The 15,917-nt window shown below is 67.6% G+C and carries 16 protein-coding genes and 1 tRNA gene; 8 read left to right on the forward strand and 9 right to left on the reverse strand.

Annotated features, from left to right (window positions below):
• Positions 1 to 103: 103 nt before the first annotated feature.
• Entirely contained in the window at positions 104 to 1,720 is a 1,617-nt protein-coding gene (locus AC1C2S_RS14465) for an HNH endonuclease signature motif containing protein (protein ID WP_495353310.1), read from the reverse strand.
• A 188-nt stretch (positions 1,721 to 1,908) separates the two neighbouring features.
• Between AC1C2S_RS14465 and AC1C2S_RS14470 the strand changes: the two genes are divergently transcribed.
• Both AC1C2S_RS14470 and AC1C2S_RS14475 read left to right on the forward strand, forming a co-directional pair.
• Positions 1,909 to 2,595 (forward strand): hypothetical protein, encoded by a 687-nt coding sequence (locus tag AC1C2S_RS14470; protein WP_495353311.1) that lies wholly within the window; start codon positions 1,909 to 1,911, stop codon positions 2,593 to 2,595.
• Positions 2,592 to 3,065 (forward strand): hypothetical protein, encoded by a 474-nt coding sequence (locus tag AC1C2S_RS14475; RefSeq protein WP_495353312.1) that lies wholly within the window; start codon positions 2,592 to 2,594, stop codon positions 3,063 to 3,065. The genes AC1C2S_RS14470 and AC1C2S_RS14475 overlap by 4 nt, the downstream gene beginning before the upstream one ends.
• A gap of 77 nt (positions 3,066 to 3,142) precedes the next feature.
• On the opposite strand, the gene AC1C2S_RS14480 is transcribed toward AC1C2S_RS14475, so the two are convergent.
• Positions 3,143 to 4,114: an IS1595 family transposase gene (locus AC1C2S_RS14480; RefSeq protein ID WP_495353313.1), complete on the reverse strand. Its 972-nt coding sequence runs from the start codon at positions 4,112 to 4,114 to the stop codon at positions 3,143 to 3,145.
• A gap of 125 nt (positions 4,115 to 4,239) precedes the next feature.
• The gene (locus AC1C2S_RS14485; protein WP_495353314.1) at positions 4,240 to 4,731 is read right to left on the reverse strand and encodes a MarR family winged helix-turn-helix transcriptional regulator; all 492 of its coding nucleotides are present in this window, start codon (positions 4,729 to 4,731) and stop codon (positions 4,240 to 4,242) included.
• A gap of 248 nt (positions 4,732 to 4,979) precedes the next feature.
• Here AC1C2S_RS14485 and AC1C2S_RS14490 point away from each other — a divergent pair.
• The 5 genes from AC1C2S_RS14490 (at position 4,980) to AC1C2S_RS14510 (ending at position 9,797) form a co-directional block, all read left to right on the forward strand.
• Positions 4,980 to 5,051 (forward strand) — tRNA-Gln (locus AC1C2S_RS14490).
• A 52-nt stretch (positions 5,052 to 5,103) separates the two neighbouring features.
• Positions 5,104 to 6,549 (forward strand): bifunctional UDP-N-acetylglucosamine diphosphorylase/glucosamine-1-phosphate N-acetyltransferase GlmU, encoded by a 1,446-nt coding sequence (glmU, locus tag AC1C2S_RS14495; protein ID WP_495353315.1) that lies wholly within the window; start codon positions 5,104 to 5,106, stop codon positions 6,547 to 6,549.
• Between the two features lie 33 nt (positions 6,550 to 6,582).
• On the forward strand, positions 6,583 to 7,560 hold the full coding sequence (locus AC1C2S_RS14500; RefSeq protein ID WP_495353316.1) for a ribose-phosphate diphosphokinase: 978 nt from the start codon (positions 6,583 to 6,585) through the stop codon (positions 7,558 to 7,560).
• A 12-nt stretch (positions 7,561 to 7,572) separates the two neighbouring features.
• Positions 7,573 to 9,273, forward strand: a complete 1,701-nt coding sequence (locus AC1C2S_RS14505; RefSeq protein ID WP_495353317.1) for a long-chain-fatty-acid--CoA ligase — start codon at positions 7,573 to 7,575, stop codon at positions 9,271 to 9,273.
• Between the two features lie 11 nt (positions 9,274 to 9,284).
• Positions 9,285 to 9,797: a hypothetical protein gene (locus tag AC1C2S_RS14510; RefSeq protein ID WP_495353318.1), complete on the forward strand. Its 513-nt coding sequence runs from the start codon at positions 9,285 to 9,287 to the stop codon at positions 9,795 to 9,797.
• A 107-nt stretch (positions 9,798 to 9,904) separates the two neighbouring features.
• Here AC1C2S_RS14510 and AC1C2S_RS14515 read toward each other — a convergent pair whose 3' ends face one another.
• Entirely contained in the window at positions 9,905 to 10,600 is a 696-nt protein-coding gene (locus tag AC1C2S_RS14515; RefSeq protein ID WP_495353319.1) for an SDR family NAD(P)-dependent oxidoreductase, read from the reverse strand.
• Positions 10,601 to 10,701: 101 nt separating this feature from the next.
• Here AC1C2S_RS14515 and AC1C2S_RS14520 point away from each other — a divergent pair, with 101 nt between their 5' ends.
• Entirely contained in the window at positions 10,702 to 11,565 is an 864-nt protein-coding gene (locus AC1C2S_RS14520) for a helix-turn-helix domain-containing protein (RefSeq protein WP_495353320.1), read from the forward strand.
• 13 nt (positions 11,566 to 11,578) lie between these two features.
• Here the strand turns inward: AC1C2S_RS14520 and AC1C2S_RS14525 are convergent, their stop codons facing one another.
• The 5 genes from AC1C2S_RS14525 to uxaC all read right to left on the reverse strand — a co-directional run bounded on the left by AC1C2S_RS14525 (position 11,579) and on the right by uxaC (position 15,796).
• Positions 11,579 to 11,947 carry a hypothetical protein gene (locus AC1C2S_RS14525; RefSeq protein WP_495353321.1) on the reverse strand — a complete coding sequence of 123 codons (369 nt, stop codon included), beginning with the start codon at positions 11,945 to 11,947 and terminating at the stop codon, positions 11,579 to 11,581.
• Positions 11,944 to 12,282, reverse strand: a complete 339-nt coding sequence (locus AC1C2S_RS14530) for a DUF202 domain-containing protein (RefSeq protein WP_495353322.1) — start codon at positions 12,280 to 12,282, stop codon at positions 11,944 to 11,946. The genes AC1C2S_RS14525 and AC1C2S_RS14530 overlap by 4 nt, the downstream gene beginning before the upstream one ends.
• A gap of 24 nt (positions 12,283 to 12,306) precedes the next feature.
• Positions 12,307 to 12,660: a YidH family protein gene (locus AC1C2S_RS14535; protein WP_495353323.1), complete on the reverse strand. Its 354-nt coding sequence runs from the start codon at positions 12,658 to 12,660 to the stop codon at positions 12,307 to 12,309.
• A 116-nt stretch (positions 12,661 to 12,776) separates the two neighbouring features.
• Complete coding sequence (gnd, locus tag AC1C2S_RS14540; protein ID WP_495353324.1) at positions 12,777 to 14,240, reverse strand: NADP-dependent phosphogluconate dehydrogenase; 1,464 nt, start codon at positions 14,238 to 14,240, stop codon at positions 12,777 to 12,779.
• A 134-nt stretch (positions 14,241 to 14,374) separates the two neighbouring features.
• Complete coding sequence (uxaC, locus tag AC1C2S_RS14545; protein WP_495353325.1) at positions 14,375 to 15,796, reverse strand: glucuronate isomerase; 1,422 nt, start codon at positions 15,794 to 15,796, stop codon at positions 14,375 to 14,377.
• Between the last annotated feature and the right edge of the window lie 121 nt (positions 15,797 to 15,917).

A 15,917-nucleotide genomic window follows, 5' to 3' on the forward strand; every position in this document is an offset into this window, starting at 1 on the left:
GACACTCGTCACGAACCTACGTGACACTGCCATGCGTGACACGATGCGCGACAACGGGCTGCGATGCGAGGTCACCGCGGTCCGATCACGCGGCTGAGCACGTTCAGAACGGGGGTGCGTCAGGGAATTCCACTTGGGAGGTCGGAGCTGGGTCGTATTTCGTCTGGAAGTCGACGCCGTGAAGCGCGGGCTGGATGCCATCACGCATGGTGTCGGCACCGGCACCGGCACCGGCACTGGCACGGTGCGGGGCGGCACTGTGAAAGTGCTGCGGGACTCGGAGAACGTTGCCGCCGGCTTCAACACTCTCGCCGTCGACCTCGATCGAGCGGGCCGGGTGGGTGATGTGCAGGCGACCTGCGGGGGAGGTCCACTCGAGGACTCCGCCGGCCAGATGCCGCATCGACCAGGATGACTCGTGCTTGAGGTGATGATGCAGCGGGCAGAGGTGGGCCAGATTGCCGAATGCGGTGCGGCCGTCATCGGCCCAGTCGGTGCTGTGGTCGAGATCGCTGCTTCTGGCGTCGCGCTGACAGCCCGGGAAACGGCAGGTCTCGTCGCGCACCTGGAGCCACCGCTGGAGGTCGGCCGGCGGTCGGTAGCTGGTGCGATCGACGTCGAGCACCGCGCCCGTGATCGGATCGGTCAGCAGGCGCACGAATGACGGGGCATCGGCGGCGAGGCGGCGAGCCGTCTCTGCGTCGATCGGACCGTAGCCGTCGAGGATGCCGGGGTCGGACGAGGAGCCGATGAGCGTGAGTACCGGCACGGTCACGTGCACGCTCGGTCGCACTCGGCCGCATGCAGCCGCGAAGGCGGAGTCATCGCCGAGCCCGCCGTACAGCAGAAGATCGCGTGCGGCGTCGGCGCGTGCGTTGTCGCGGGTCGATGAGGAGAGAGTCGCCGTGCCGTCATCGGTGCGCCCGGTGTTGCCATCGCGATCGGATCGAGCCGCGTGACGGTGGTGGCGTGCGGAAGCAACCTCACGAGCGACATGATCGAGGCGATCTCTGATGAGCAGGGCGTCTGCCGCCGGCAGGTAGGCGTGCAGCCAGGCCATGCCGTCGGGAGCCGGCTCGATCTCGACGCGACGCTTCGCCCGTGCGGCACGATGGCGTTCGGCGAGAGTTCGCGCTTGCAGTTCTTCGCGCAATGAACGTGCTCGGCGACGAACGCTCGGCGGCGTGTGGTCGGCCGCGTAGACCGCGAGCGTTTCATCGAGGTCGGCCCGGACGCGGGGTTCGTCATCGAGCTCGGCGGCAGCCTCGACGATCACGCGCGCATGCTGCAGGCTGATCGCTCCGGACCGCAGCGCCGCGAGCGTTGCGGGAAGCTGCGTCGACAGCGCCCAAGCGTCATCGATCTGATGTTGCATCGTGCGCTCGGGCACGTGCAGTGCCGTCGCGAGCTCGGCGGTGACGCTGCGATGCGCCATCTCTCGTCGTCGTTCGGGGGACAGCGTCGGGGCGACGAAGGCCTGCTCGGCGCGAAGCGCAAATGACACCGTCAAGAAGATCAGATCGACCCGCATCGCCGCGTTCATCGCTTCGATGCGCTGCGCGTGCACGGAGGCTTCGACGAGTTCGGCGAGGCCGTCTTGTGCGATCGCATACGGCGACTGCTCTTGAGCATCGAAGCGGCCAGAATCGTGCCCGGAATCACGCCCGAATTCATGCGCCGAATTACCGTCTGATCTGGTAATCACCGGTGAGGGCTGCATGACTCGATACTACCAGAATTCGAACGTATGTTCTGGGTATCTGCTTAGCTGAAGTGTGCCTTCGTTGACCCGGTCCCGGCATGTTCCGCCATGTCGGGGCCGCCCGACGCCTTCACGAGTTGCGATGCCCTGGATCCACGACGGCCCCTCTTCGCTAGCAAACTGAGACCGCGAATACAAGGTTGATCTTGATCAACATTCCGAGGATGGTGCAGGTACCAGACCAAGGAGGTTCGTTGAAAGTGTCGGCGACAAGGAACTCAAAGAAGATCGGTTTGCTGCTCGCAGCGGCATTCGCATTGATCGTTTCCGCCCCCGCTGCAGCCCAGGCCGCGACGACCGAGTATTCACCTGTCGAGTCCGCTCAAGCGTCCACCCTGGTCGCAAGCGATTCAGACGTGCAATATGTTTCGATTGCCGAGGCGGAAGAGCACTTCGGGTACGATCCTGATGCTCCCGAGAGCAGCGACATCACCGACGACAGTGGACCAGTGGTTACTCCACTTTGGTCTTGGTGGGGATGCGACTGGCGAGGCGTCGCAGATTATCCGCACGTGACCAATGGCGACGCATCGGTTCATGGCTATTGGGTCAAGGATGGCGGCACCTGCCCGGCCACGGGCACTGTGACCGTCGAACTCCAGGCCCTTGGATGCAGTTCCCTCGGGTGCAGCTGGATCACTCAAGCAACTTCCACCGTCGAGGGCGTCACTTCCGGATCAGGCACAGGACATTGGGCGACTCCCCACAAGGCATGTGCAAACTTGAACGTGGTCGGTTGGCGAGGTCGCGTCGATACCGCCCTAACGGATTTCTACGATCCCTTCGGTTGGGACGACGGTGTGCAGAAGGATCTGAACTGCTCCCCTGCATGAGTGAGGATGAGCAGATTCGTTTTGTGCCGAGCCGTGTGGACGAGATGGGGTCCGGAGCAGCCAAGCGCCTCCCCTTCGACATCGCAAAGCTGTCGGTGACTGGTCTGGTTATCATCTGCGAGCTCGACGAGCACCCGCGGGGAAAACCCAGACCGTCACTGAGTATGAAGATTACTCAGTACTTGCGATTGTCGGATGACTCGATGCTCCGACTTGACATGGACCGCGGAGTCTCCTCCTTCAAACACGGCAACGTGGAGGCCGTATCGTGGAAGCGCACGCCGGCGGATGTCGTCTCAGAAGTTCTGACGTTGGTAAAAGCCGATGACCCCCATCCCGGGTCGTTCCCCTGGGAGGAGTACGTGCAGGCCGCGAGGCTTCGCGGAGTCTCTACTCAGGCCGAGATCTTGCGCAATCTCCCGTGCACGGTCTTGCTATCAGACGAACTCGCAACGATTTTTGAGTTCTGACTGAAGAGTGGGGAATGAGGGACCGCATCACGCGCTACGGTCCTTCATTCCCGCACGCAGTCGTAAATCAGTCACTGTCAGTCATTCGCGCTGAGGTGTGGATTCGAGTCGGGGTCGAGGAGGTCGTCGAGCGGGTGCGGGTCGGTGTGTACGGCCTGTTGCAGGAGCCGGTAGAACAGCAGGCCGCGACTGGTCGCGTTGCGCCGGTTGAATCGGAACGTGAACTCGTCGAGGTAGTACGGCAGCTGATGCTCGGCGACGCCGTAGTGCAGGGTACCCGTCAGCCAGCGTTTCAGCAGTGACGCGGTCAGGTGCACGCCCGGCAGCACCGCGGATGGGTCGGGGGCGTTGTACCCGGTGGCGTACTCGTGCGCGTAGCCGAGATCGGACAGCCGGCGCATCATCCGGGCACCGTCGGTGTGGATCGTCGAGCCCTGTACGACGCTGTTCTGCGCGAAGGCGACCAGTCCGAGCGTGTTCGGCCGGTCCGCCACCCCGAGCCGAATCCGGCCGAGCTTGCGACCTGGCCCGGGCTTTTCAACGGCGACCATCACGACCGCCTTCGTGGAACTCGCGCCGGAGCGCCCGATGCTGACGCCGCCGACGAACGTCTCGTCCACCTCGACCACTCCCTGCAGCAGTTCGCGTTCCGGGCGCACCATCGCCCGGCGCAGTTTGTGCATCCACGCCCACGCCGTCTCGTACGACTTCAGCCCCAGGACCCGTTGCAGGCTCTGCGCGGACATCCCGTTCTTCTGCGACGTGATGAACCACGCCGCCGCGAACCACGTCGACAGCGGGGTACGAGTTCGATGGAAGATCGTGCCCGCAGTCACCGACGTCCGCCGCCCGCACGCCCGACACATCCACAAGCCCGCACCCGTCGCCCAGGATTCACGACCCATGCAGCCAGGGCAGATGAACCCGCCTGGCCACCGCAGCAACGCCAGATACTCCAGACACGCCGCGTCGTCGGGGAACCACTCGCGCAGTTCTTGAAACGTCCGCGGGTAGTCGACCCCGCCGACCGGATGAGCAGACTCAGCCACGGCCACGAGTCTACTTCAGTTAGACAGATACCCAGAACGTATGTTCGATGGCTGGGGAGAACTTCTCTGACCTGCGGCGCCGCCCCTGCTCGCACGCGAGCCGCACCGGTACGAGCCCGTCGCGCTCAGTCGAATCCGAGGCTGAGTTTACGCAGCAGCCCGGCAAGCCGCTTCTGTTCGGCTGCAGGCAGACTGCCGAGCAGTTCGGCCTCGGCATCGACGAGCCGTGTGATCGCTGCGTCGACCCGGGTGAGCCCGGCCGACGTCATCTCGACGAGGATGCCGCGCCCGTCGTTCGGGTCGGTCTGGCGCGTCACGAGTCCGCGCTCGACGAGCCGGTCGATGCGATTGGTCATGGTGCCGCTCGAGACGAGCGTCTGCAGCAGCAGTGCCTTGGGGGAGAGTCGGTAGGGCGATCCGGCGCGCCGGAGCGCCGAGAGCACGTCGAACTCCGACGACTCGAGTTCGGACCGGGTGAACGCCTGCCGTCTGGCGCGGTCGAGGTGCTTCGAGAGTCGCGCGACACGCGAGAGCACCTGCAGCGGCGAGAAATCGAGGTCGGGGCGCTCGCGTTCCCAGTCGTCCACGATCCGGTCGACCTCGTCAGCATCGGTCATCCAGCCATTATCGCGCCGCTCGGGTCGCGGAGTCGTTCACTTCGCATGCGCGAGTGCTTCGCCCGTCTCGAGCAGCGATCTCACCGCATCCTCTCCGCTCGGGCGCAGTGACGTGTGCACGTTCCGCGAGACGTGATCGGCACGGCGTTCAGGGAGCGCATCTCATGACATGGCAACGATCGGAACGCGTCGGAGTGGCCGAGGATCATGGCAGACTGGATGTCGCGCACGGGCGTCTGTCCGAGTGATCCGCCATAGTGTAACGGCAGCACGGCAGCCTTTGGAGCTGTTCGGTCCAGGTTCGAATCCTGGTGGCGGAGCCGGAACGGCCGCCATGCACCCCACAGACTGCACCGATAGGAATAGGCGCGAATGACCGACCAGAACCTCGCCATCATCGTTCTCGCCGCCGGCCAAGGCACCCGCATGAAGTCGGCGGTGCCGAAGCTCCTGCACCCGCTCGCCGGTGCGCCGATCGTCGCGCACGTGCTCGCCACGGCTCGCGCGCTCGACGCCGAGCACATCATCGCGGTCGTCCGCCACGAGCGCGACCTCGTCGCCGCAGCGGTCGAGATCGAACTGCCCGGCACGATCATCGTCGACCAAGACGAGGTGCCCGGCACCGGCCGTGCCGTCGAGCAGGCGCTCGCCGCGCTGCCCGCCGACTTCGACGGCGAGGTGCTCGTGCTGAACGGCGATGTGCCCCTCTTGAACGCCGACACGCTGGCCGCCTTCCTCGAGCAGCATCGCGCGGATACCGCGGCGGCATCCGTGCTCTCCGCCGTCTACGACGACCCGAGCGGATACGGCCGCGTCGTGCGCGACGACGCCGGCCTCTTCGATCGCATCGTCGAGCAGAAGGATGCGAGCGACGACGAGCGCGCCATCGCCGAGATCAACGCGGGCATCTACGCGTTCGGCGCAGCCGCGCTCCGCGACCAGCTCGCGAACCTGACGACCGACAACGTGCAGGGCGAGAAGTACCTCACCGACGTGATCGGTCTGCTCCGCGCGGCCGGCTCCGAGGTCGAGGCGGTGCCCGTCTCCGAACCGTGGCTCGTCGCGGGCATCAACGACCGGGCCCAGCTCTCCGAGACCGCTGCTCGCCTGAACGCGCTCATCGTGCGCGGCTGGCAGCTGAACGGCGTCACGATCGAAGACCCCGCGACCACCTGGATCGACCTCGCGGTGCGCATCGAACCGGATGTCACGATCCGCCCCGGCACGCAGCTGAAGGGTGCGACGGCGATCGCGACCGGCGCGATCGTCGGCCCCGACACGACGCTCGTCGACTGCGAGATCGGTGAGAATTCCGAGGTGAAGCGCACCGACGCCACCCTCGCCGTCGTCGGCCCCGGGGCATCCGTCGGGCCATTCTCCTACCTTCGTCCCGGCACGGTGCTCGGCGCCGACGGCAAGATCGGCGCCTTCGTCGAGACGAAGAACGCGAACATCGGCGAGGGCAGCAAGGTGCCGCACCTCTCCTATATCGGCGACACGACGGTCGGCGAGCAGTCGAACATCGGGGCCGGCTCGATCACCGCGAACTACGACGGGGTGAACAAGCACCGCACCGAGATCGGCTCGCACGTGCGAACCGGGTCGCACGGGGTGTTCGTCGCGCCCGTTAGGATTGCTGACGGGGTCTACACGGGCGCCGGTACCGTCGTCCGCAAAGACGTTCCGGCAGGCGCGCTCGCCGTGAATGTGGCCCCGCAACGCAACATCGAGGGCTGGGTCCAGAAGCACCGAGCCGGCACCGCGGCTGCTGAGGCAGCCGAGGCTGCCGCAGAGGCATCCGGCCCCGCCGCCGACTGACGCACCGGCAGACCGCGGGTGGAGAGGACAGAAATGTCGGGAATCGAGACCACCGGATCCAAACGCCTCGTGTTGGTGTCGGGTCGTGCGCACCCCTCGCTCGCGATCGAGATCGCCGAAGAGCTCGGCGCAGACCTCGTGCCGACCGACGCGCGCACGTTCGCGAACGGTGAGATCTACGCCCGGTACGACGAGAGCGTGCGTGGTTCCGACGCGTTCGTCATCCAGTCCCACACCTCCCCGATCAACGAGTGGCTCATGGAGCAGCTCATCATGATCGACGCGCTCAAGCGTGCGTCGGCCAAGCGCATCACCGTCGTTGCGCCGTTCTATCCCTACGCCCGGCAAGACAAGAAGGGCCGTGGCCGCGAGCCGATCTCGGCACGTCTCGTCGCCGACCTCTTCAAGGCCGCCGGTGCCGACCGCATCATGTCGATCGACCTGCACGCGGCACAGATCCAGGGCTTCTTCGATGGCCCCGTCGACCACCTCTTCGCGATGCCGGTGCTGCTCGAGCACTTCAAGGAGAAACTCGACCCGTCGACGCTCACGGTCGTCTCGCCCGACATGGGCCGAGTGCGTGTCGCCGACATCTGGAGCGACAAGCTCGGCGCACCGCTCGCCATCATCCACAAGCGCCGCGACCCCCTCGTGCCCAACCAGGTCTCGGTGCACGAGATCGTCGGCGAGGTCAACGGCCGCATCTGCCTGCTCGTCGACGACCTCATCGACACGGGGCGCACGATCGTGAAGGCCGCCGAGGCGCTCAAGGCCGCCGGCGCGACCGGTGTCGTCGTCGCAGCGACCCACGCGGTGTTCTCGAATCCCGCCACCGAGATCCTGCAGTCCGACGTCATCGACAGCGTGGTCGTCACCGACACCCTGCCGGTTCCCGAAGAGAAGCGCTGGGACCGCTTGACGGTGCTGCCGATCGCGCCGCTCCTCGCCCGTGCCATCCACGAGGTGTTCGAAGACGGCTCGGTGACGAGCATGTTCGACGGCGCGGCGTAGGCAGGTTCGCAGATGGCGATCACGACGCCTCGCCCGTGGCTCACGAGCTACGCCGAGGGTGTGCCGAGCGACCTCCCGGCCGAGACCAGCTCGCTCTCCGACCTCATCCGCTCATCCGTCGACGCCTACGGCGACCATGTCGCCCTCGAATTCTTCGGGCGCACCACGACGTATGCCGAGCTCGGCGAGCAGATCGAGCGCGCCGCCGAGGGCCTGCGGCTTCTCGGCGTGCAGAAGGGCGACCCGGTCGCACTCGTGCTCCCGAATTGCCCGCAGCACATCGTCGCGTTCTACGCGGTACTGCGCCTCGGCGCGATCGTCGTCGAGCACAACCCCCTCTACACCCCGCGTGAGCTGCGCCACCAGTTCGAAGACCACGGCGCGCGAGTCGTCGTCGCCTGGAACAACGTCGTCGAGACGATCCAGGCGTTTCCGGCGGATGTCGCGGTGCAGACGATCGTCTCGGTCGACGTGACTCGCGCGATGCCGTTCTCGATGCGTGCGATGCTGCGTCTGCCGATCGCGAAGGCGCGCGAGTCGCGCGCGGCGCTGACCACGAGCGTGCGCGGCACGACGACGTGGGAGAAGGTCGTCGGCGCCGACCCGATCGATGCGCACATCATCGGGCCAGAGGTCTCCGACGTCGCCGTGATCCAGTACACGAGCGGCACCACCGGCAGCCCCAAGGGCGCGACCCTCACCCACGCGAACCTCGGTGCGAACGCCGCGCAGGCCCGCGCGTGGGTGCCCGAGATCGAGCGAGGCACGGCCGTCGTCTACGCCGTGCTGCCGATGTTCCACGCCTACGGGCTCACGCTCTGCCTCACCTTCGCGATGAGCATGGGCGCACGCCTCGTGCTCTTCCCCAAGTTCGAACCCGACCTCGTGCTGAAGGTCGTGAAGCGGCATCCGCCGACCTTCCTGCCGGCCGTGCCGCCCATCTACGACCGACTCACCAAGGCCGCCGTCGCCGAGGGCGTCTCGCTCGACGGCATCCGCATCGCGATCTCGGGCGCGATGCCGCTCTCGGCGGCCGTCGTCGAGCCGTGGGAGGCAGAGACGGGCGGCTACCTCGTCGAGGGCTACGGCCTGTCGGAATGCGCGCCAGTGCTCATGGCGAACCCCGTCGCGCCGAACCGCAAGGCGGGCACCGTCGGGCTGCCGCTGCCGTCGACCGAGGTGCGGGTCGTCGACCCCGACGCTCCCGGCACGGATGTCGCCGCGGGCGACGAGGGCGAACTCATCGTGCGCGGCCCGCAGGTGTTCTCGGGCTACTGGCAGAAGCCCGAAGAGACCGAGGCCGTGTTCGTGCCGGCGACCGACGGCGGTGCCGACTGGTTCCGCACGGGCGACATCGTCTCGATCGACGACGAGGGCTTCGTGCGCATCGTCGATCGCATCAAGGAACTGATCATCACGGGCGGCTTCAACGTCGCCCCGAGCGAGGTCGAAGAGGCGCTGCGCGCCCACCCCGACGTCGAGGATGCCGCGGTCGTCGGGCTGCCCGACGAGCACTCGGGCGAGCAGGTCGTCGCGGTCGTCGTGCTGCGTGAGGGCGCGACGCTCGATGAGCAGGCGCTGCGCGACTTCTCCCGCGACGGCCTCACGGCCTACAAGGTGCCGAAGCGCGTGCTCGTCGCCGACGAACTCCCGAAATCGCTCATCGGCAAGGTGTTGCGCCGCGAAGTGCGCAACGGCCTCCTGAACAGCTGAGCGGCGCCGACATGACGTTCCTCTCCGCCGAGACCGCCCGCGCGCTCGCCGAACTCGTGGCGCTCGACGCGCTGCACGGCTTCGACGACGGCGGCACCAGCGGCTCCGATGATGAGACGGATGCCTCGCCGCTCGAGCGGCTCCGAGGCATCCGCTCGCTCAGTGCCGCTCTCGAGGCCGACCCGGCGTCGCTCGCCTCGGTACGCGAGGCACTCGAGGCCGGCCGGTCGTGGGACGAGATCGCGGATGCCGCGGGCATCAGCGCCTCGGCCGCGAAGTACCGCTGGGCGGGTGATGACGATGAGATCGCGGCTCGACACGAGGCGAGCCGCAAGCGCAAGCGCGAACGACCCTCGAGCGTGCCGACCGAGCTGCCCGGCCTCTCGGTGTCCGAGGCGGCCGCGAAGCTGGGAGTGACTCCGCAGGCGATCTACCAGCGGGTCACGCGCGGGCTGCTGCGCGCCGAGACGGTCGAGCTGCCCGACGGACGAAAGTACAAGCGGGTGTTCCTGCCCGAGGCGTGAGCCGGGGCGGACCGCCGCCGGTGTCAGCCGAGCGGTCTCACCTGAGCGGTGTCACCTGAACGGTGTCAGCCGAGCGGTCTCACCTGAGCGGTGTCGCGCCGGAGCGATCACCACCCGAGAGGACCGGCGGCATCGACGAAGGAGCCGGTCGGGCCATCCGCCCCGATCTGCGCCATGCGCACGATGATCGACGCACCCTCGGCGACGGACTGGTTGCCCCGGCCGCCGTTGAAATCGGTCGCCGTGTAACCGGGGTCGACGACGTTGACGCGGAACCTGGGGAGCGCCTTCGCGTACTGCGAGGTGATCATGTTCATCGCGGTCTTCGACGAGGCGTAACCGATGCCGATGATCGTGGACTCGAGCCGTTGCGGGTCGGTGGTCACCGCGAGCGAGCCCATGCCGCTGCCGACGTTGACGACGACCGGCGCATCCGATCGTTCGAGCACGGGGATGAACGCGTGCATCATGCGCACGATGCCGAAGACGTTCGTCTCGTAGACCGCACGCACCTCCTCGGCGCGGGTGTCGCGCGGTGAGGTGAACGAGCCGCTGATTCCGGCGTTGTTCACGAGCACGTCGAGCATGCCCTCGCGCTCCTCGATGAACTCGGCCGCCGCCGCGACGGAGGCATCGTCGGTGACGTCGAGTGTGACGTGTCGTGCGCCGAGTGCCGCGGCCGACGCTTGCCCGCGATCGGGGTCGCGTGCTCCGAGATAGACGGTGTGGCCGGCCGCGACGAGTTCGCGAGCGGTCTGGAATCCGAGGCCCTTGTTGCCCCCGGTGATGAGTGTGATGGTCATCTCCCCATCGTCGGACGCCGCGGGTGCGCCGACCAGTCGTCTCCTCGTCCTGGGACCGGCAGTACCACCCAGCTCGTCGCGATCCGCGGGATACTTCAAGCATGAGAGAAGACGACCGCGAGCTCGGCCGGATGCTGCGCACCTGGCGCGACCGGGCCGATCCTCGTGAAGTCGGCATCGCGCTCGGCCCGAAGCGGCGCTCAGCGGGCCTCCGGCGCGAAGAGGTCGCGCTCGCGGCCGGCGTCTCGGTCGACTACCTCACACGCCTCGAACAGGGTCGCTCGACGCATCCGTCGCCGCAAGTGCTCTCGGCGCTGGCGCGCACCCTTCGACTGAGCGTCGACGAACGCGACCACCTGTTCCTGCTCGCCGGCCTCCTCGCACCATCGGCCGGAGTCGTCGACGCCCACCTCACTCCCGGTGTGCAGCGGCTCGTCGAGCGCATGCGCGACCTGCCGGTCGCCGTCTTCGATGCACGCTGGTCCCTCATCACCTCGAGCCCGCTCTGGAATGCGCTCATGGGTGCTCCGCTCCAAGGGTCGGTGCGCGACCGCAACCTGCCGTGGCAGATCTTCACCGGCTCGGGCGGGCGCGTACGACACAGCCCGCACGAGCGGCGTGCGCTCGAGTCCGGGGTCGTCGCCGATCTTCGACAGGCGACCGCGCGGTATCCGCGCGACCGGGAGCTCGCGGATCTCGTCCACGGACTTCAGTCGGCCTCGCCGCGGTTCGCCGAATTGTGGGACCACGGAGAGTCCACTCACGCTGCCCTCCGGAAGAGGATCGAGCACCCCGAGCTCGGCGTGATCACCCTCGATTGCGACATCCTGACCGTGCAGGGGGCAGACCTGCGAATCGTCGCGTACTCCGCCGAGACCGGGAGTGCGGATGCCGCTGCGCTCGATCTGCTGCGGGTGATCGGCCAGTCCGCCATTCCCGAGTCGCCGGTGCACGCGCGAGGCTGAGCCCGCCGAGCCCTCAGGTGTCGCGTTCGTCGACGTCGATCGGGCGAGGGGCTCCAGGCAGGAGTCCGAGTTCGGCGATGAGCGTCGCGGTGCCGCTCTCGGCGACGGAGAAGCACTGCCAACCGGCGCCGTCCGGGCCGAACAACTCGAACGAGACGCGAGCGCCCGCGGCATCCGTGTCGAATTGCGAGACGTAGACCGCGCACGCGCGTTGTGCCGCTGCCTGAGCGGTGCCGTAGACCGAGAGCACGACGGGCAGCAGCATGGCGACGAGGGCGACGAGCACGGTGATGCGGATGATTCGGCGACGCCGCTCGCCGTAGACAGGGCCTCGGGAGTCGTCGTCGTCGGCACCTTGCAACTCGGGATACGGCTCGCTCACACGACACCGCCGGCGAAGATCGAGGCGATGCCGCCGAGGCTCGCGAGGAGCGTGGCCACGGCGACGCCGGCGAGCGCGCCGCGTGGGGGCGTGATCACGAGACGATGACCCGCGAGCTGGCGGCGTCGCACCGTGCCGATGGCCACTGCGCCGCCAGACGCCGCGAACAGCAGTGCCCCGACTGCGACGAGCCAAGGTTCGCCGGCCATGAAACCCGCACGCATCGAGAGCAGCGCGTTGACCGCCAGGGCCAGCGCAGTGCGGCTCCAGGCGAGCGCGGTGCGTTCGGGTTGGAGGCCCCGATCGCCCGTCGCGGGCACACTGTGTGCGGCCATGTCAGTCGTCCATCCTGAGTGTGTTCACGTCACGAGGAGGAGCACCACGAGCACGGCGCTCGTGAGGAGGCAGACGGCGGCGAGCCCAGGCAGTACCCAACTGAACGGCAGCGGGCGTCCGCGCCGGATCGCGATCTCATTCGCTCGCCATCTCGTGTACGACGTGACGCTGAGCACCGCGGCCACCACGCCCAACCCGACTGAGAGCACCGTGACGACGAGCCGTGGGTCGAGTTCGGTCGCGAACTGGTGCAGCAGCACGCCGCCCGCGAGGAGGGCGAGCGCCGTGCGGATCCAGGCGAGAAAGGTGCGCTCGTTGGCGAGCGTGAACCGGTAGTCGGGCTCCTCGCCCTCTTCGCGCCACTTCGGCTCGCCCACGGATGCCCTGCCTGCCTGTTCCTACTCGGTCGATCTGGTCGGTCGCGGTGTGCCGGTGCGTGTCAGCTGCATGCCGAGCCTCAGTTGCATGCCGAGCGTCAGTTGCATGCCGAGCCTCAGTGCGACGAGGGAGTCGTCTCGATCTCCGAGCGGTCGCCCGACCAGAGCGTGTGGAACACGCCGGGCTTGTCGACCCGCTTGTAGGTGTGCGCCCCGAAGAAGTCGCGCTGGCCCTGGATGAGCGCGGCGGGGAGCCGCGGAGCGCGGAGCCCGTCGTAGTAGGCGAGCGAAGACGAGAAGGCGGGCGTCGGGATGCCGGCCTGCGCCGCGATCGCGACGACTCGGCGCCACGCCTCTTGCGTGCCGGCGACGGCGTCGCGGAAGTAGGGTGCAACGACGAGCGCCACGAGCGACGGGTCGTCGGCGTACGCTTCGGCGATGCGGTTCAGGAACCGGGCGCGGATGATGCAGCCTGCACGCCAGATCTTCGCGATGTCGCCCTTCTTGATGTCCCAGCCGTACTGCTCGGCGCCGGCGACGATCTCGTCGAAGCCCTGCGAGTAGGCGATGATCTTCGACGCGTAGAGGGCGCGGCGCACGTCTTCGATGAACGCGTCGGCGTCGGCGCCGTCGACCTTCCACTCGGTCGAAGGGCCGGGCAGATCGACGGATGCTTCGCGCTGCGCGCGCTTCGAGGAGAGGCTGCGCGCGAAGACCGCCTCGGCGATGCCCGAGGTCGGCACGCCGAGGTCGAGGGCGTTCTGCACCGTCCACGCGCCGGTGCCCTTGGCGCCCGCCTCGTCGAGGATGACGTCGACGAGCGGCTCGCCCGTCGTGGCATCCGTCTGGCGAAGCACCTCGGCCGTGATCTCGATGAGGTAGCTCTCGAGTTCGCCGGTGTTCCACTCGGCGAAGATGTCGGCGATCTCGGCGGGGGACTTGCCGGTGCCCTGGCGGATGAGGTCGTACGCCTCGGCGATGAGCTGCATATCGGCGTATTCGATGCCGTTGTGCACCATCTTGACGAAGTGGCCGGCGCCGTCGGTGCCGACGTGGGTGACGCACGGCTCGCCGTCGGGCGCGATGGCGGCGATCGATCGGAGGATCGGGCCGAGGGTCTTGTACGACTCGACGCTGCCGCCGGGCATGATCGACGGGCCGTTGAGTGCGCCCTCTTCGCCCCCCGAGATGCCGGTGCCGACGAAGTGGATGCCCGTCGGGCTGATCTCGGCCTCGCGGCGGATCGTGTCGTGGAAGTTCGCGTTGCCGCCGTCGACGATGATGTCGCCCGGCTCGAAGCGGGAGACGAGTTCAGAGATCACGGCATCGGTGCCCTTGCCGGCCTGCACCATGATGATCGCCGTGCGGGGCTTGACGAGTGAGGCGACGAAGTCGTCGTAGCTCTCTGACGCGACGAGCCCGGCTTCGGGATGCTCGCTCGTCAACGTGTGCGTGCGCTCGGGGGAGCGATTGAACACGGCGACCGTGTTGCCCTCGCGGCTCGCGAGGTTGCGGGCGAGGTTCGACCCCATGACCGCGAGGCCGACGACGCCGATGTTTGCTGAAGGGGTGACAGGCACGAATGATCTCCTCGACACGGGATGGGTTCGTCATCCAGCGTAGTCCGAGCAGCCCTCACCGTTAAGCGCTGTTGCGGTGAGGGGCGACGGGTGGCGACGGGTGGCGACGGGTGGCGACGGGTGGGCGGCCGGCGTCACTCGCGCCGAGCGTATGCCGCGAGCGGCAGCGTATAGGTGAGGTCGATCGCGGTCTCGATCGCCTCGTCGTGCGGAAGGCGATGTTCTGCGACGAGCTTCGAGAGGTAGCCGGCGTCGATCCGGCGCGCGAGGTCGTGGCGGGCGGGGATCGAGGCGAATGCCCGGGTGTCATCGACGAACCCGCTGGTGTTGGAGAAACCCGCCGTCTCGGTCACGAGTTCCCGGAAGCGCGTCATGCCGGCAGGGGAATCGAGGAACCACCATGGTGCGCCGAGTTTGACCGTCGGGTAGGCGCCTGCGATCGGGGCGAGTTCGCGTGAGTACACGGTCTCGTCGATCGTGAACAGGATCAGGCGGAACCTGGGGTCGTGCCCGAACGCGTTCAACAGGGGCCGAAGCGAACGGGTGAACTCGACCGCCTCGGGGATGTCGAAGCCCTGGTCGGTGCCGTACGTTCCGAGGATCGCGTCGGAGTGATTGCGGGACACTCCCGGATGCAGCTGCATGACCAGCCCGTCATCGAGCGACATTCGCGCGCTCTCGAAGAGCATGTTCGCGGCGAACGCCTCCGACTCGGCCCGGCCGAGTTCGCCGCGGAGCGCCGCCGCGAACAGCCGGCGGGCCTCGTACGGTTCGAGCGGAGTCGTGTCGGCGGTGGGGTGGCCGTGGTCGCTCGCCCGGGCGCCTGCCGCCACGAACGCTCGGCGCCGGATTCGCAGCGCTTCGAGGAAGCCCGGGTAGTCGACGACTTCGAGCTCGGCGCTGACCTCGAGCGACTCGAGGTCGCTCCGCCACCCTGTGCGGTCGGGGAAGAACAGGCAGTCGGGACGGAAGGTCGGTACGACGCGCTCCCCCCAACCCTCCGCCGCGAGCGCGGCGTGGTCGGCGAGATCCGAGTCGGGCGAGTCGGTCGTGCTCAGTATCTCGATGCCGAACCGATCGAAGAGCGCGCGGATGCGGAATTCGGGGCGGGCGAGCTTCTCGGCGAGCTCGTCGTAGAGCGCGTCGGCGCTCTCACTGCTCGGTGGCTGCGTGACGCCGAACACCTCGACGAGGACGTGCTCGAGCCAATAGCGCGTCGGGGTGCCGCGGAAGTGCTTCCAGTTCTCGGCGAACCGTCGCCAGATGCGGCGATGGTCGGTCTCCACCGCCGACCCGTCGAGCGGGCGGATGCCGAGTTCACGGTGGGAGAATCCCTGCGACACGAGCATCCGCACCAGGTAATGGTCGGGGATGATGAGCAGCTCGGCGGGATCGCCGAAGCTCTCGTTGCGACTGAGCGCCGCGGCGTCGACGTGACCGTGCATGGACACGATCGGGAGCGAGGCGATCTCTCGATAGATCTCGCGCGCGATCGCACGCTGGCCCGGATCGACGGGCAGCGCGCGGTCGGGGTGAAGTGTCCATGGTGCAGGCAATGTCCGCCCCTCGTCGAAGTATCGGCTCGTGACGCGATGAAACAAGATGCAGTCTTGTTTCAGGCGTTGAACGTGCCGGCCTACCGCTGCGTACGGCATCTGATCCCACACTATAGGCGTA

The organism is Agromyces sp. Y782 (assembly GCF_059445405.1).

Coding starts and splice junctions, on each gene's coding strand:
- AC1C2S_RS14485 (WP_495353314.1), bottom strand. CDS start 4,731: ATGACCGATGCTGACGAGGTCGACCGGATCGTGGACGACTGGGAACGC.
- AC1C2S_RS14510 (WP_495353318.1), top strand. CDS start 9,285: ATGACGTTCCTCTCCGCCGAGACCGCCCGCGCGCTCGCCGAACTCGTG.
- AC1C2S_RS14475 (WP_495353312.1), top strand. CDS start 2,592: ATGAGTGAGGATGAGCAGATTCGTTTTGTGCCGAGCCGTGTGGACGAG.
- AC1C2S_RS14465 (WP_495353310.1), bottom strand. CDS start 1,720: ATGCAGCCCTCACCGGTGATTACCAGATCAGACGGTAATTCGGCGCAT.
- AC1C2S_RS14505 (WP_495353317.1), top strand. CDS start 7,573: ATGGCGATCACGACGCCTCGCCCGTGGCTCACGAGCTACGCCGAGGGT.
- AC1C2S_RS14500 (WP_495353316.1), top strand. CDS start 6,583: ATGTCGGGAATCGAGACCACCGGATCCAAACGCCTCGTGTTGGTGTCG.
- AC1C2S_RS14530 (WP_495353322.1), bottom strand. CDS start 12,282: ATGGCCGCACACAGTGTGCCCGCGACGGGCGATCGGGGCCTCCAACCC.
- AC1C2S_RS14520 (WP_495353320.1), top strand. CDS start 10,702: ATGAGAGAAGACGACCGCGAGCTCGGCCGGATGCTGCGCACCTGGCGC.
- AC1C2S_RS14515 (WP_495353319.1), bottom strand. CDS start 10,600: ATGACCATCACACTCATCACCGGGGGCAACAAGGGCCTCGGATTCCAG.
- glmU (WP_495353315.1), top strand. CDS start 5,104: ATGACCGACCAGAACCTCGCCATCATCGTTCTCGCCGCCGGCCAAGGC.